Raw genomic sequence first — 14,109 nt, forward strand, 5'->3', positions numbered from 1 at the left:
CCCGATGAGACCACGCCGCGGCTTCACGCTGATCGAACTGCTGGTGGTGCTGGGCATCGTGGCCCTGCTGCTGACGCTGGCCGTGCCGCGCTTCTTCCCCAGCATCGACGGCGCGAAAGAGACCATCCTGGCCGACAACCTGCGCAATACGCGCGCCGTGGTCGACCAGTACCGCTCCGACACCGGGCGCTATCCGGAATCGCTCGAGCAGCTGGTCGACGAAAAATACCTGCGCGAGATCCCGCTCGACCCGGTCACCGAAAGCCGCGAGACCTGGATACTCGAGGCGCCGCAGGACGGCGAGCAGGGGGGCTTTTCCAACCTGCGCAGCGGCGCGCCCGGCAACGACCGGCGCGGGCGTCCCTACCTGGAGTGGTAGTGAAAGCGCGGCGCCAGGCCGGCTTCACCTATCTCGGCCTGATCATCTTCGTGGCCATCATCGGCCTGGTGGGGGCGGCCACGCTCAAGATCGGTTCGCTCCTGCAGCGCGCCGCCGCCGAGGAAGAACTGCTGGAGATCGGCGCCGCCTTCAGCGCCGCGCTCGACAGCTACGCCGCCGCCACCCCGCGCGGCGGCTCGCCGTATCCGCCGTCGCTGGCCGAACTGCTGAAAGACCCGCGCTCGCCCGCCGTGCGGCGCCACCTGCGCAAGGTCTATGTCGATCCGCTGACCGGCAAGGCCGAGTGGGGCATCGTCTACCTGGGCGGCGGCGAGACCGGCGTGGTCGCCATCCACAGCCTGTCGACCGCCAGGCCGCTGAAGATCGCGAACTTCGACAGCCGCTTCAAGGGCCTGGATAACAAGGAGATGATCTCGGAGTGGCGCTTCAGCGCGGGCGAGCGCAGCCTGGCGCCGGCCGTCCCGACGACCCAGTCGGGCGGGCCGGGCGCGCCGCCGGCGCCACCCGTCCAGGAACCGGCGCCGGCCGTGGCGCCGCCGCCGCCCGCACCCGCACCGGAAGCCGAGCCGGAACCCAAACCCGTGCCCGAACCCGAGCCCGAGCCCGAACCCGAACCCGAGCCCGAGTCCGAGCCGGCGGAACAAGCCGCGTCGCCAGCCTAGCCGGCGTCAGACGAGTTCGAGCTCGATGCCGCGCAGGACCGCGCGCACGCGGTCGCGTACGCCGAGCTTGGACAGGATGCTCGACACATGGTTCTTGACCGTGCCCTCGCTCACGCCGAGGGCGGCGCCGATCTCGGCGTTACTGAGTCCGCCGGCCATCAGGGCGAGGATCTCGATTTCGCGGCGCGTCAGTCCGGCCGCGCCGGCGGCTGCTGTTGCGCCATGCGTGCGCTGGTAGGATGCCCGCACGCGTTCCGTCATGCCGGGCCGGAACAGGGTGGCGCCGCCGGCCACGGCGCGCAGGCCCTCCGCGAGCCGTTCCAGCGAAATGTCCTTCAGCAGGAAGCCGCGCGCACCAAGGCGCATCGCCTCGAACAGGACCGCGTCGTCGTCGAACGTCGTCAACATGATCGTCGGCGGCAGCGCGGCGCTCTGGCGGCGCAACAGGTCGACCCCGTCGCAGCCCGGCATGCGCACGTCGAGCAGGAGCACGTCCAGCGCGTGCGTGGCCAGCATCGCGCGCGCCGCGTCGACGTCGGCCGCTTCCGCGACCACGCGGATGTCGTCGGTCAGGTCCAGCAGCCCGCGGATGCCGCTGCGCACCAGGGTCTGGTCGTCGACCAGGCCGACGCGGATCATGCCGCGCTCCCGGCCTGCGGCACGCGCATCTCGAGACTGAATCCCTTGCCCTCATCGGGCCCGCAGCTCAGCGTGCCGCCCAGTTCGGCCAGGCGCTCGCGCATGCCGCGCAGGCCGTTGCCTTCGGCGGCGCCGGGCTTGCCGCAGCCGTCGTCGGCGACGCGGGCAACCGTCATGCCGTCGCGGTTCTCGAGGACGATGTCCAGACGCCTTGCCTGCGCGTGGCGCAGCGTGTTCGTGATGGCTTCCTGGATGCAGCAAAACAGCGCGTGCGCCACCGGCGTCGGCTGGCATGCGGCTGCGGCGTCGACGCGCAGGTCGACCTTCAAGGCCGGAAGCCCCGCGCACAGCATCCGCAAGGCCTGCGCCAGGTCGATCGGGCGGTCATCGCGCGTGCTGGTGACGACGCCGCGCACCTGGGCCAGCAGATCCTGGCTGACGGCGCGCGCCGTCGGCAGGGCAGGCGGGGCGGCGCTGCCGGCCTGGCGCAGCGCCAGGTCGAGATGCAGGTTCAGGGCCGTCAGGTGATGGCCGACCGTGTCGTGCAGGTCGCGTGCGATGCGCAGGCGCTCGCTGCCGCGCACGGTGTCGGCCAGCAGCGACTGGGTGGCCAGCACCTGGGCATGGGCGGCAGCCAGCGCCTGGCGCGTGCGGCGTTCGTACAGGACCAGGCGGCCGACGGCGGCGAAGCCGGCGACGACGACGGCGCGCTCGGCGCACAGGTAACCCAGCAGCGACCACTGCGCCGGCTGCGCCTGGCGCTGCGCAAGGTCGAGCACCAGCAGCAGATCGACGCCGGCGCCCAGCAGGTACTGGATGGCCAGCCACGCCAGCGCCGTGCGCAGCGGCAGCAGCATGCCGATCTGGACGGCCACCAGCAGGTGGAAGGGCGTGGAATCGAGCGCCAGCGCGCACGCCATCTGCAGCGCCAGCAGCGCCGCACGCCGCCGTGGCAGGCGGGCCGCGCAGGCGGCGGCGGCCGCCGCCACGGCAAGCACGGCCACCGCCGTCTTGGCGATCGCATAGCACTGGAACACGGCCGGCCGCTGCGCGCCGCCAGTCCAGGCCAGCCAGTCCTGTGTCCCGACGACAGCCGCCAGCGCGGCCAGGCCGATCGGGTTGTGCAGCGGCGCCCGCTCCACGCCGGCGGCCAGGACGGCGGCGATGTCCAGCACCGCGAACAGCAGCGCGGCGACGCCGGCGAACGCCCAGGGTGGAATATGCGGCATGCTGGGGGCGGTGGGCGCGGGCATCATTGTTCGCATGGGGAAAGGGAGCAGTATTTTCGCAGATGCACTGAGGAAAGTCTGCTCGTTCTTGCCGGCGCCATCAGAAGCCGAACTGGACGCCGAGCTGCGCGCGGTTCTGGACGAAGCGGCGGTTCCCTTCGCGCACGCGGCCGTAGTGTTCCAGCTCGGCCGTCAGCGCCACCTGGTCGGACACGCGCCAGGCGACGCCGGCCCCCACCATCGGCTTGACGGCGGTCACGTGGAAGTCTTGCGCGCCGGCGCCGGTGAGCTCGAACCGGTTGCGCGCCACGCCAAGCCTGGCGAACAGGTCGACCGATGCCCCGACGGCGACCTTGCCGCGCAGCGCCGCATAGAAGGCGCTCATCCCGGCGCGCGGATCGGTGGCCACGCCGAAGCGCGCGCCGTCGAAGCGGAGCTTGCCCGTCGTGCCAGCGTAACCGCCCTCGATGGCGAGGTGCCGGTTCAAGTCGTAGCCGGCATAGCCCTTGAACGCGACGACGTCGTTGTCACGGTCGACACGCTGGCCATCGCCGTTGGTGACGCTGGCTTTCGAAGGCCCGACGGCGAGGCCGATGTAGCCGCGCTCCTGCGCGCGTGCGGCGCCGGCGACGGCGAGAATGGCGATGAGGACGGCGGCATGGACGAATTTTTGCATGGTTGTTTTTCCGGTTCTGGTTGAATCGCGGCGCCCCCGAGGCGCTGCGAGTGGGGCGATTATCCGAAGCCGCGCGAAGGTCCGCATGTGCCGAAAGTCAGGATGCGAATCGGTGTCTTTACAGTATCGGGATGATTGCCGGGCGACGCGGGAACGTGTTAGCTTTGTCACCGACCGTCGAACCCATTGATTGACCCACGCATTAGCAACTGATGCCCGGATCTTTTCTAACCGCCGCCCGGTCTTCCTGGCGCACCTTGATCGCTGCACTGTCTCTCGTATTGACGCCGGCGCTGGCCGTGGCGGCAGAGAGCAATGTGCAGCAAAGCCCGCGCGCCACGGTGTCGCTGGTGAGCGAATACGCCGCCGTGAGTCCGGGCCAGGCGTTGCGCATCGGCCTGCGCCAGCGCCTGGCGCCGCACTGGCACACTTACTGGAAGAATCCCGGCGACGCCGGTTCGCCGCCGAGCATCGCATTCAATGCGCCGCCAGGAGCCACGGTCGGCGAGATCGCCTGGCCGGGCCCCGACCGCTTCATCATCGGTCCGGTCGCCAGCTACGGCTACGAGAACGAGATCGTGTTTCCGATGACCCTGACGGTGCCGCGGGATGCGCGGCCCGGCAGCCAGCTGGTTCTCGAGGCCGATGCCGACTGGGTGGTGTGCGAGAAGGAGTGCATTCCCGAGGAAGGCAAGTTCCGCCTGGCCTTGCCGGTCGAGGCGAGCGCACGTCCGGCCAGCGCCGGGATCCTGGCCGCCTTCAAGAGCGCCGACGCGCGCCAGCCGCAGCCGCAGCCTGCCGACTGGCGCGCCTCGGTGAGCGCCGGCGAATCGACCTTGCAACTGGCGGTCGAGGGCGAAGGCATTTCGCCGGCATCCGTGCGATCGGCGCTGTACTTCCCGGACAGCTGGGGCGTCGTCGACCACGTGGCCGACCAGGCCCTGACAGTGGAAGAGGGCAGGCTCACGCTGGCGACGACCAAGGGCCAGGGCTACACGCCGGGGCCATCCGCCGGCCTGCTGGCGATCACGGACGGCGGCGGACAGAAACGCTGGTTCGCGCTCGAGCTCACGCCGGCCGCTCCCGCGCCTGCCGCCGAAGCGCCGGCCGCGTTGCCGCTGTGGCAGATGGCCTTGTTCGCCTTCCTGGGCGGCCTGATCCTGAACCTGATGCCCTGCGTGTTCCCGGTGCTGGCGATCAAGGCCACGGCGGTGGCCGGCATGTCGGGCGGCGACCGGCGCGCGGTCCGCCTGTCCGGCCTGTTCTATACGCTTGGCGTGCTGGCCGCCTTCATGGCGCTGGCCCTGGCCCTGCTGGCCGTGCGTCTGGGGGGCAGCGCGGTCGGCTGGGGCTTCCAGTTCCAGTCGCCGCTGTTCGTGGCGGCGATGTCCTGGCTGATACTGGCGATCGGCCTGAACCTGTCCGGGGTGTTCGACATCGGCGGCGCGCTTTCCGGCGCGGGCCAGGGGCTTACCGAGCGCAAGGGCCATGCCGGCAGCTTCTTCACCGGCCTGCTGGCGGTGGTGGTGGCCACGCCCTGCACCGCGCCGTTCATGGGCGCCGCGATCGGCTCGGCGCTGGTGGCGCCGGCCTACGTCAGCCTGGTGGTGTTCGCGACGATGGGCCTCGGCCTGGCCCTGCCGTTCCTGCTGCTCGGGATGTTCCCGGCGCTCGCCCGGCGCCTGCCGCGGCCCGGCGCGTGGATGGTGACGCTGCGCCAGGCGATGGCCTTCCCGATGTATGCGACCGCCGCCTGGCTGCTGTGGGTGCTGGCCCAGCAGGCGGGCGAGGCAGGCCTGCGCATGGCGCTCGCCGGGCTGGTGCTGGTGGGCCTGGTGGCCTGGCTGGTCGGCCTCGGCCAGCATGGGACCAGGAAGCGCTGGTGGCCGCGCGGGGCGGCAGTGGCCGGCGTTGCCGGCATCGTGGGCCTGATGGCCGCGCTGCATGGCGCCGGGCCGGTGGCCGCGGCCCCTGCGCAATCCATGCAGGCCGAACCCTACAGCGCCGAGCGCCTGGCCTTTCTCCGCGCCGAAGGTAAACCGGTATTCGTCAACATGACCGCGGCCTGGTGCATCACCTGCCTGGTGAACGAGCGCACGACCTTGTCGACGGCCGCCGTCCAGCAGGCGATGCGCGAGCGCGGCGTGGTCTACATGAAGGGCGACTGGACCAACCGCGATCCCGCCATCACGGCGTTTTTACAATCGTTCCAGCGCGACGGCCTGCCGTTTTATGCCTTCTACCCGGCCAGGAAAGAGCCGGTGGTCCTGCCGCCGGTGCTGACCCAGTCCATCGTCACCGAGTCGTTCGAGCAGTAATCATTTACTCACAAGGAGAGATCATGAAAGCTTCCCCACGTCGCGCCATGCTGCGCACCACGGTATCGATGGCCGCCCTGCTGCTGGGCGCCGCTGCGGCGCCGGCGTTCGCCGCGCCCGCCATCGGCCAGCCGGCCCCCGCCTTCACGGCCGTCGACAGCAAGGGCAAGCAGCACAGCCTGGCCGACTACAAGGGCAAGGTCGTGGTGCTGGAATGGACCAACCACGATTGCCCTTACGTGAAGAAGCACTACCAGGCGAACATGCCGGCCCTGCAGAAGCAGGCGCAGGATGCGGGCGTGGTGTGGCTGAGCGTGATTTCGTCGGCGCCGGGCGAGCAGGGCCATGTGGACGGCAAGAAGGCCGACGAGCTGACCGCCAGCCGCAATGCCGCGCCGACGGCGGTGCTGCTCGACCCGCAAGGCACGGTCGGCAAGGCGTATGACGCGCGCACCACGCCGCACATGTACGTGATCGATGCGAAAGGCGTGCTGCGCTACGCGGGCGGCATCGACAGCATCGCGTCGGCCAAGCTGGAAGACATCGAGAAGGCCAGTCCGCTGTTCAAGACCGCGATGGAAGCGGTCGTGAAGGGCGGGAACGTGGCCCAGGCCACCACCCGTCCTTACGGCTGCAACGTCAAGTACAAGTCCTGATCAATTGGCGCGGCGCCGGAAGTCGCGCGGCCGGAAGCCCAGCACGGCCAGCACGGCGAAATAGGCGAAGGCGCAGGCGCCGATGATGGCGAGCAGGGCGCCGATGCGCAGGGCCGGCGTCGCCTTCATCGCCGCCCAGTCGAACTGCGCCTGGCCGAACCAGGCGAGAAGCCCCATCACGCCGACCGCGACGGCCAGCTTGATGAAGAACGTCAGCCAGCCCGGCTGCGGCGCATAGATGCCGCGCCGGCGCAGTCCCACGTACAGGCAGGTGGCGTTGATGCAGGCGCCCAGGCCGATCGACAGGGCCAGGCCCGCCACGCCCAGGTCGAGCAGGTACACGAACAGCAGGTTCATCAGCTGGGTCGCGAACAGCACCATGATCGCGATGCGCACCGGCGTCTTGACGTCCTGGCGCGCATAGAAGGCCGGCGCCAGGATCTTCACGAGAATGATGCCGAGCAGGCCGGCGCTGTAGGCCATCAGGGGCATGGCCGAGTTGGCCAGCGCGGCATCGTCGAATTTGCCGTAGTGGAAGAGGGTGGCGATCATCGGCTCGGCCAGCGTCGCCAGGCCCACCGCCGCCGGCAGCGCCAGCAGGAAGGTCAGGCGCAGGCCCCAGTTGAGCAGGGCCGCATACTCTTCGGTATTGCCTTCGCTATTGGCTTTCGACAGCGACGGCAGCAGGATGGTGCCCAGGGCCACGCCCAGCATCGCGGTCGGAAATTCCATCAGGCGGTCGGCATACTGCAGGGCCGAGACGGCGCCGGCCGCCAGGCTGGCGGCGATGCCGGTATTGATCAGCAGGCTGATCTGGGCCGCCGACACCGCGAACACGGCCGGGCCCATCTTTCTGAGCATGCGCCGCACGCCTGCGTCGCGCAGGCCGTGCATCGGGTTGAGCGAGATGCGCGGCAACATGCCGATCTTGACCAGCGAAGGAATCTGGATCGCCACCTGCAACAGGCCGCCGACGCAGACCGCGATCGCCATCGCATAGATCGGCTGCTCCAGGTAGTTGACCAGCACCAGCGAGGCGAAGATGAAGGACAGGTTCAGCAACACAGGGGTAAAAGCAGGCACCTTGAACTGGCGCCAGGTATTCAGGATGCCGCCGGCCAGGGCCACGAAGGACATGCAGGCGATGTACGGAAACATCATCTGCGTCATGATCACCGAGGCGTCGTAGGCGCCGGGTGTCTCGCGCAGGTCGCCGGCGAGCAGCGTGATCAGGAGCGGGGCGCCGACGATGCCGACGATGCTGGTCAGCACCGTGGCCCAGATCAGGGCGGTGGCGACGTGGTCGACCAGGGTCTTGGTGGCCCCTTCGCCATGCTGGGTTTTATATTCCGACAAGATCGGCACGAAGGCCTGCGAGAACGCGCCTTCGGCGAACAGGCGGCGCAGCAGGTTCGGCAGGCGGAAGGCGATGATGAAGGCATCGGTATAGGCCGAGGCGCCGAAGGCGCGCGCGAACAGGCTTTCGCGCAGCAGGCCGGTGACGCGCGACAGCATGGTCATGCTGGAGATGGCGGCGAGGGTTCTGAGCAGGTTCATGGCGCAAGATTATACTTGGGCAACTCGTCCGTACGGACACGAATGACAGGTATCGGACGGTGCTCCGAAAGGCACAGTAAACCGACAATCTTTGAATTATGAATTGCTCCGAATTGAAACCTTCGCTATAATCGTGGGCTGTACTGAATTCTGTTAGCAGACACTAATCGTTGGGCAGGCACCGCATAGCCAACCCCGGCGCCAGTTTGACAGTCGCTAATGTTTGCAAACGCAACTTGACCCCGATTTAGGAAATTCCATGGCAAATACCGCACAAGCGCGCAAACGCGCTCGTCAAGCAGTTAAGCAAAACGCACACAACTCGTCGCAGCGTTCGACCCTGCGCACCGCAATCAAGGCCGTCCGCAAAGCCATCCAGGCTGGCGACAAGGCTGCCGCGACCACCATCTTCCAGCAATCCGTGTCGAAGATCGACAGCATCGCTGACAAGAAGATCATCCACAAGAACAAGGCAGCGCGTCACAAGAGCCGCCTGGCTGCAGCCCTGAAAGCACTGTCGGCTTAATAGCCCGTTTGCGACGCGGCCCGATGGGCCGCGACGGCAAAGTTCTGTGCAGTTGGAAAGACCCGCCCGACTTCGGTCCTGGCGGGTTTTTTTGCTTGGTGCTTCATTTTTCACGTCCTGGGTTGTCGAACGCTTAAAAACTGGTAAGCCGCGCAAAGCTCGGGCATAATATGGCGCGTCTTATGTCTTATAGAAGACTTGCGGCGCCGACCGCGACGCCGCAGGGTGGATGTGATCACTCCTTTGCGATCTGCCATCCCGGAGTCCGGAGGGGTAGAATGTCCGGCATCAGCGCGGAGCGCCAAGGCGGAGCGCCAAGGTCTTGGCCTGTGGCCAATTGTCAGTTTTATACTCGCGACAGCGTTCGCGACTACCGAGGAAAATGTGCATGAGCAGTGATCAGACCATCATCTACACCCTGACCGACGAGGCGCCGCTGCTGGCGACCCACGCCTTCCTGCCTGTGGTCAGCACCTTCACCAAGCCGGCCGGCATCACGGTCGAGGCCAGCGATATCTCGGTCGCGGCCCGCATCCTGGCTGCCTTCCCGGAGAACCTGACTCCGGAACAGCGCGTGCCCGACGCGCTGGCCGAGCTGGGCAAGAAGACGCTCACGCCGGAAGCCAACATCATCAAGCTGCCGAACATCAGCGCCTCGGTCACCCAGCTGACGGTCGCGATCAAGGAACTGCAAGAGAAGGGCTACAACATCCCCGACTATCCGGCCGATCCAAAGACCGACGAAGAAAAAACCATCAAGGCCAAGTACGGCAAGTGCATCGGCTCGGCGGTGAACCCGGTCCTGCGCGAAGGTAACTCGGACCGCCGCGCACCGCGCGCCGTCAAGGAATACGCGCGCAAGAATCCGCATTCGATGGCCCCATGGTCGCAGGCGTCGCGCACCCACGTCTCGCACATGACCCATGGCGACTTCTACCACGGCGAAAAGTCGATGACCCTCGACGCGGCGCGCGAAGTCAAGATGGAACTGGTCACCAAGAGCGGCCAGACCATCGTCCTGAAACCGAAGGTCGCCCTGCAGGCCGGCGAGATCATCGATTCGATGTTCATGAGCCGCAAGGCCCTGCTGGACTTCTACGAAGCCCAGATCGAAGACGCGCACCAGACCGGCATGCTGTTCTCGCTGCACGTCAAGGCGACCATGATGAAGGTCTCGCACCCGATCGTGTTCGGCCACTGCGTGCGCATGTTCTACAAGGAAGCCTTCGAAAAGCACGGCGCCCTGTTCGACAGCCTCGGCATCAACGTCAACAACGGCATGGCCGACCTGTACAACAAGATCGCCGACCTGCCGTCGTCGCAGCGCGAGGAAATCATCCGCGACCTGCACGCCTGCCAGGAACACCGTCCCGAGCTGGCCATGGTCGACTCGGCCAAGGGCATCACCAACTTCCATTCGCCGAACGACGTGATCGTCGACGCGTCGATGCCGGCGATGATCCGCGCCGGCGGCAAGATGTACGGCGCCGATGGCCGCCTGAAGGAAGTCAAGGCCGTCATCCCGGAAAGCACCTTCGCCCGCATCTACCAGGAGATCATCAACTTCTGCAAATGGCATGGCGCCTTCGATCCGAAGACCATGGGCACCGTGCCGAACGTCGGCCTGATGGCCCAGCAAGCCGAAGAGTACGGCTCGCACGACAAGACCTTCGAGATTCCCGAGGCCGGCGTGGCCAACATCACCGACCTCGCCACCGGCGAAGTCCTGATGAGCCAAAACGTCGAGCAGGGCGACATCTGGCGCATGTGCCAGGTCAAGGACGCGCCGATCCGCGACTGGGTCAAGCTGGCCGTGACCCGCGCCCGCAACTCGGGCATGCCGGCCGTGTTCTGGCTCGATCCGTACCGTCCGCACGAAAATGAGCTGATCAAGAAGGTCAAGGTCTACCTGAAGGAGCACGATACCAGCGGCCTGGACATCCAGATCATGTCGCAGGTGCGCGCGATGCGCTACACGCTCGAGCGCGTCAAGCGCGGCCTGGACACCATCTCGGTGACCGGCAACATCCTGCGCGACTACCTGACCGACCTGTTCCCGATCATGGAACTGGGCACGTCCGCCAAGATGCTGTCGATCGTGCCGCTGATGGCCGGTGGCGGCATGTACGAAACCGGCGCCGGCGGTTCGGCGCCGAAGCACGTGCAGCAGCTGGTCGAAGAAAACCACCTGCGCTGGGATTCGCTGGGCGAGTTCCTGGCCCTGGCCGTCTCGCTGGAAGACCTCGGCATCAAGACCGGCAACAACAAGGCCAAAGTGCTGGCCAAGACCCTCGATTCGGCCACCGGCAAGCTGCTGGACAACCGCAAGTCGCCATCGCCGAAGACCGGCGAGCTCGACAACCGTGGCAGCCAGTTCTACCTGTCGATGTACTGGGCGCAGGAGCTGGCCGCGCAGACCGAGGATGCCGAACTGGCCGCCAAGTTCGCGCCGCTGGCCAAGCAGCTGGGCGAGAGCGAAGCCAAGATCGTTGCCGAACTGCTGGAAGTGCAGGGTAAACCTGCCGACATCGGCGGCTACTACAAGCTGGACGAAGCCAAGGTGGGCGCGGTGATGCGTCCGAGCGTGACCTTCAACGCTGCGCTGCAATCGCTGGCGTAATCCGAAGCGCCAATGAAGAAACCCGCCGTACCGTGAGGTCGGCGGGTTTTTTTACATCGTTACCTCGGTATATTCACCCGGCATCAATGGATGCGTCGCCAGCGAAAACGGCCCGATACTGCTGCGCACCAGGCGCAGGGTAGGGAAGCCCACCGCCGCCGTCATCCGCCGCACCTGCCGGTTCTTGCCTTCTTCGAGCGTGATCGCGATCCACGCGGTCGGCTTGTCCTGGCGCGCGCGGATCGGCGGATTGCGCGGCCACAGCCATTCCGGTTCGGCGATGCGCACCGCGCGGCAGGGTTGGGTGACGAAGTCGCCCAGGTCGAGCGGCGCCTGCAGGCGCGCCAGCGCGGCGGCGTCCGGCACGCCATCCACCTGCACCAGATAGGTCTTGGCTTCCTTGTGGTCGGGGTGGGCGATCTTGTGCTGCAGCTTGCCGTCGTCGGTCAGCAGCATCAGGCCTTCGCTGTCGGCGTCCAGCCGGCCGGCCGGATAAATGCCTGGAATATCGAGATAATCGGCCAGCGATTCGCGGCCCTCCTGCGGCGAGAATTGGCACAGGACCTGGAATGGCTTGTTAAAGAGAATCAGGGGCATGGGAAAGCGTGTGAACGGATGAGGATAGCTGAGGCATAATGCAGGGCACGCCGATGTCTCGTGGCGGCATGCCGGGCGTCATTGTAAGCGAGTTCGCGCCGCCGGCCGCCGCCTTAAAGGAGGAATGGATGGTCCAGCATATCACCGTCCCGGCCGCTGGCCGGAAGATCACCGTCAACGCCGACTTCACCCTGAACGTCCCGGACAATCCGGTCATTCCCTATATCGAGGGCGACGGCACCGGCGTGGACATCACGCCGGTCATGATCAAGGTGGTCGACGCAGCGGTGGACAAGGCCTACGGCGGCGCGCGCAAGATCAGCTGGATGGAAATCTTTGCCGGAGAGAAGGCGACGCAGCGCTACGGCGCGGACACCTGGCTGCCGGACGAGACGCTCGCCGTGCTGAAGGAGTACGTGGTCTCGATCAAGGGCCCGCTGACGACGCCGGTGGGCGGCGGCATCCGCTCGCTCAACGTTGCGCTGCGCCAGGAACTCGACCTGTATGTCTGCCTGCGTCCGGTGCGTTACTTCGCCGGCGTGCCATCGCCGCTCAAGCAGCCGGAAAAGACCGATATGGTCATCTTCCGCGAGAACTCCGAAGACATCTACGCCGGCATCGAATGGGAAGCCGGCTCCGAAGGCGCGCGGAAACTGATCGCTTACCTGGCCGAAGAAATGGGCGTCAACAAGATCCGCTTCCCGGACACCTCGGGGCTGGGCATCAAGCCGGTCTCGCGCGAAGGTGCCGAGCGCCTGGTGCGCAAGGCGATCCAGTACGCCATCGACCATGACAAGCCTTCGGTGACCCTGGTCCACAAGGGCAATATCATGAAGTACACCGAAGGCGCGTTCCGCGACTGGGGTTACGCGCTGGCGCAGAAGGAATTCGGCGCCGAGCTGTTCGACGGCGGTCCGTGGTGCAAGGTGAAAAACCCGAAGACCGGGCGCGACATCATGATCAAGGATTCGATCGCCGACGCCTTCCTGCAGCAGATCCTGCTGCGTCCGGCGGAATACAGCGTGATCGCCACGCTGAACCTGAATGGCGACTATATCTCGGACGCGCTGGCGGCCCAGGTGGGCGGCATCGGCATCGCGCCGGGCGCGAATATGTCCGATTCGGTGGCGATGTTCGAAGCGACCCACGGCACGGCGCCGAAATACGCGGGCAAGGACTACGTGAATCCCGGTTCGCTGATCCTGTCGGCCGAGATGATGTTGCGCCACATGGGCTGGAGCGAGGCGGCCGACCTGATTATCGGGGCGATGGGCCGGGCGATCGTGTCGAAAAAGGTGACCTACGATTTCGCGCGCCTGATGGAAGGGGCGACCCAGGTGTCGTGTTCCGGCTTCGGCGAGGTCATGATCGAAAACATGTAGGCGTCATTTAATTCGCATGAGGAGAGGCCGTGAGCGAAGCATCGATCACCCAAGCCAAATACGAGAGAATCGGACGTTTTATGTATGCGTTTCAGAGGCATGCCGATCCGGAGCGCTTGCGCGCGGCGTCCGCGACCGGTGTGCTCCCGCCCGACCTGGCCGAGCGTGCGGCGGCGCTGGTGCGCCGCTACGACGAGGCGCTGGAGGCGATCCAGCGCAACAGCCTCGCGGGCACGCTCGATGCGGTGAGCGACGAGCAATTGCAGGCGATTCTCGCCGACGCGCAGGCCTTCGTGCGCGAGAGCGGCTGGACGCATGAACAAGGGCACGACCGGTAGGCGAAAAAAAACCCCGCATGCGCGGGGTTCCTTGCTTCCGGGAGGGGAGAGATTACAGACCCTGGATGTTGGAAGCTTGCTTGCCTTTAGGGCCTTGCGTGACTTCGAATTGGACTTTTTGACCTTCTTTGAGGGTCTTAAAACCGTTCATGTTGATCGCGGAGAAGTGAGCAAACAGATCCTCGCCGCCGTCATCAGGAGTGATGAAGCCAAAGCCTTTGGAATCATTGAACCACTTAACAGTACCAGTTGCCATAAAAGAACTTTCAAATTTAACAAATCACACGAGCCATAAAAGCAAGAAGCTTCTTGCCCCCTCCTCAGCCTGCTCACTTCTTATCAACAAGTACATAAGTACAATGTCAATAACTGCATTGTTGGTGGAATAATCAATGAAGTCAAGCGCTTTTGCGTGCCCATTGCCAAATATTTCCGGACCAACCCATCCACGGTCTTGATTTCCGCAATCGGAACGCCATCTGCGCAAATATCCGAAAACGCGTAAGATG

The 14,109-nt window shown here is 66.0% G+C and carries 14 protein-coding genes; 8 read left to right on the forward strand and 6 right to left on the reverse strand.

Annotation, left to right across the window (positions count from 1 at the left end; genetic code table 11):
- Positions 1–4 precede the first annotated feature (4 nt).
- Both ABIB42_RS00875 and ABIB42_RS00880 read left to right on the forward strand, forming a co-directional pair.
- A complete protein-coding gene (locus ABIB42_RS00875; protein ID WP_143054623.1) occupies positions 5–379 on the forward strand; it encodes a type II secretion system protein in 375 nt (124 codons plus the stop codon).
- Entirely contained in the window at positions 379–1,062 is a 684-nt protein-coding gene (locus ABIB42_RS00880) for a type II secretion system protein (protein WP_429247720.1), read from the forward strand. The genes ABIB42_RS00875 and ABIB42_RS00880 overlap by 1 nt, the downstream gene beginning before the upstream one ends.
- A gap of 6 nt (positions 1,063–1,068) precedes the next feature.
- Here ABIB42_RS00880 and ABIB42_RS00885 read toward each other — a convergent pair whose 3' ends face one another.
- The 3 genes from ABIB42_RS00885 to ABIB42_RS00895 form a co-directional block, all read right to left on the reverse strand.
- A complete protein-coding gene (locus tag ABIB42_RS00885) occupies positions 1,069–1,701 on the reverse strand; it encodes a response regulator (RefSeq protein WP_071363573.1) in 633 nt (210 codons plus the stop codon).
- Complete coding sequence (locus tag ABIB42_RS00890; protein WP_051205145.1) at positions 1,698–2,930, reverse strand: sensor histidine kinase; 1,233 nt, start codon at positions 2,928–2,930, stop codon at positions 1,698–1,700. The genes ABIB42_RS00885 and ABIB42_RS00890 overlap by 4 nt, the downstream gene beginning before the upstream one ends.
- Positions 2,931–3,030: 100 nt before the next feature.
- The gene (locus ABIB42_RS00895) at positions 3,031–3,606 is read right to left on the reverse strand and encodes a porin family protein (protein ID WP_005669239.1); all 576 of its coding nucleotides are present in this window, start codon (positions 3,604–3,606) and stop codon (positions 3,031–3,033) included.
- 257 nt (positions 3,607–3,863) lie between these two features.
- Here ABIB42_RS00895 and ABIB42_RS00900 point away from each other — a divergent pair, with 257 nt between their 5' ends.
- Together ABIB42_RS00900 and ABIB42_RS00905 are read left to right on the forward strand one after the other, a co-directional pair.
- Positions 3,864–5,924, forward strand: a complete 2,061-nt coding sequence (locus tag ABIB42_RS00900; protein ID WP_429247721.1) for a protein-disulfide reductase DsbD family protein — start codon at positions 3,864–3,866, stop codon at positions 5,922–5,924.
- 23 nt (positions 5,925–5,947) lie between these two features.
- Positions 5,948–6,580 carry a redoxin domain-containing protein gene (locus ABIB42_RS00905; RefSeq protein ID WP_273035637.1) on the forward strand — a complete coding sequence of 211 codons (633 nt, stop codon included), beginning with the start codon at positions 5,948–5,950 and terminating at the stop codon, positions 6,578–6,580.
- Here ABIB42_RS00905 and murJ read toward each other — a convergent pair whose 3' ends face one another.
- Positions 6,581–8,137 (reverse strand): murein biosynthesis integral membrane protein MurJ, encoded by a 1,557-nt coding sequence (murJ, locus tag ABIB42_RS00910; protein WP_429247722.1) that lies wholly within the window; start codon positions 8,135–8,137, stop codon positions 6,581–6,583.
- Positions 8,138–8,396: 259 nt separating this feature from the next.
- Here murJ and rpsT point away from each other — a divergent pair, with 259 nt between their 5' ends.
- A complete protein-coding gene (rpsT, locus tag ABIB42_RS00915; RefSeq protein WP_005669248.1) occupies positions 8,397–8,663 on the forward strand; it encodes a 30S ribosomal protein S20 in 267 nt (88 codons plus the stop codon).
- 388 nt (positions 8,664–9,051) lie between these two features.
- Entirely contained in the window at positions 9,052–11,283 is a 2,232-nt protein-coding gene (locus ABIB42_RS00920; protein WP_005669250.1) for an NADP-dependent isocitrate dehydrogenase, read from the forward strand.
- A 51-nt stretch (positions 11,284–11,334) separates the two neighbouring features.
- On the opposite strand, the gene ABIB42_RS00925 is transcribed toward ABIB42_RS00920, so the two are convergent.
- Positions 11,335–11,880, reverse strand: a complete 546-nt coding sequence (locus ABIB42_RS00925) for a pseudouridine synthase (RefSeq protein ID WP_005669252.1) — start codon at positions 11,878–11,880, stop codon at positions 11,335–11,337.
- 128 nt (positions 11,881–12,008) lie between these two features.
- Between ABIB42_RS00925 and icd the strand changes: the two genes are divergently transcribed.
- Together icd and ABIB42_RS00935 are read left to right on the forward strand one after the other, a co-directional pair.
- A complete protein-coding gene (gene icd, locus ABIB42_RS00930) occupies positions 12,009–13,262 on the forward strand; it encodes an NADP-dependent isocitrate dehydrogenase (protein ID WP_429247723.1) in 1,254 nt (417 codons plus the stop codon).
- 29 nt (positions 13,263–13,291) lie between these two features.
- Positions 13,292–13,600, forward strand: a complete 309-nt coding sequence (locus ABIB42_RS00935) for a hypothetical protein (protein ID WP_005669256.1) — start codon at positions 13,292–13,294, stop codon at positions 13,598–13,600.
- A 52-nt stretch (positions 13,601–13,652) separates the two neighbouring features.
- Here ABIB42_RS00935 and cspE read toward each other — a convergent pair whose 3' ends face one another.
- Positions 13,653–13,856, reverse strand: a complete 204-nt coding sequence (cspE, locus tag ABIB42_RS00940) for a transcription antiterminator/RNA stability regulator CspE (RefSeq protein ID WP_005669258.1) — start codon at positions 13,854–13,856, stop codon at positions 13,653–13,655.
- Positions 13,857–14,109: the final 253 nt, after the last annotated feature.

The sequence above is a fragment of the Massilia sp. UYP32 genome, from assembly GCF_050434365.1.
GTDB classification, from domain to species: Bacteria; Pseudomonadota; Gammaproteobacteria; order Burkholderiales; family Burkholderiaceae_D; genus Telluria; species Telluria timonae.

Bases quoted from the DNA above. Each gene is read 5' to 3' on its own strand.
- ABIB42_RS00875 (WP_143054623.1), top strand. From the start codon at position 5: ATGAGACCACGCCGCGGCTTCACGCTGATCGAACTGCTGGTGGTGCTG.
- ABIB42_RS00885 (WP_071363573.1), bottom strand. From the start codon at position 1,701: ATGATCCGCGTCGGCCTGGTCGACGACCAGACCCTGGTGCGCAGCGGC.
- ABIB42_RS00890 (WP_051205145.1), bottom strand. From the start codon at position 2,930: ATGCCGCATATTCCACCCTGGGCGTTCGCCGGCGTCGCCGCGCTGCTG.
- ABIB42_RS00895 (WP_005669239.1), bottom strand. From the start codon at position 3,606: ATGCAAAAATTCGTCCATGCCGCCGTCCTCATCGCCATTCTCGCCGTC.
- ABIB42_RS00905 (WP_273035637.1), top strand. From the start codon at position 5,948: ATGAAAGCTTCCCCACGTCGCGCCATGCTGCGCACCACGGTATCGATG.
- murJ (WP_429247722.1), bottom strand. From the start codon at position 8,137: ATGAACCTGCTCAGAACCCTCGCCGCCATCTCCAGCATGACCATGCTG.
- rpsT (WP_005669248.1), top strand. From the start codon at position 8,397: ATGGCAAATACCGCACAAGCGCGCAAACGCGCTCGTCAAGCAGTTAAG.
- ABIB42_RS00920 (WP_005669250.1), top strand. From the start codon at position 9,052: ATGAGCAGTGATCAGACCATCATCTACACCCTGACCGACGAGGCGCCG.
- ABIB42_RS00925 (WP_005669252.1), bottom strand. From the start codon at position 11,880: ATGCCCCTGATTCTCTTTAACAAGCCATTCCAGGTCCTGTGCCAATTC.
- icd (WP_429247723.1), top strand. From the start codon at position 12,009: ATGGTCCAGCATATCACCGTCCCGGCCGCTGGCCGGAAGATCACCGTC.
- cspE (WP_005669258.1), bottom strand. From the start codon at position 13,856: ATGGCAACTGGTACTGTTAAGTGGTTCAATGATTCCAAAGGCTTTGGC.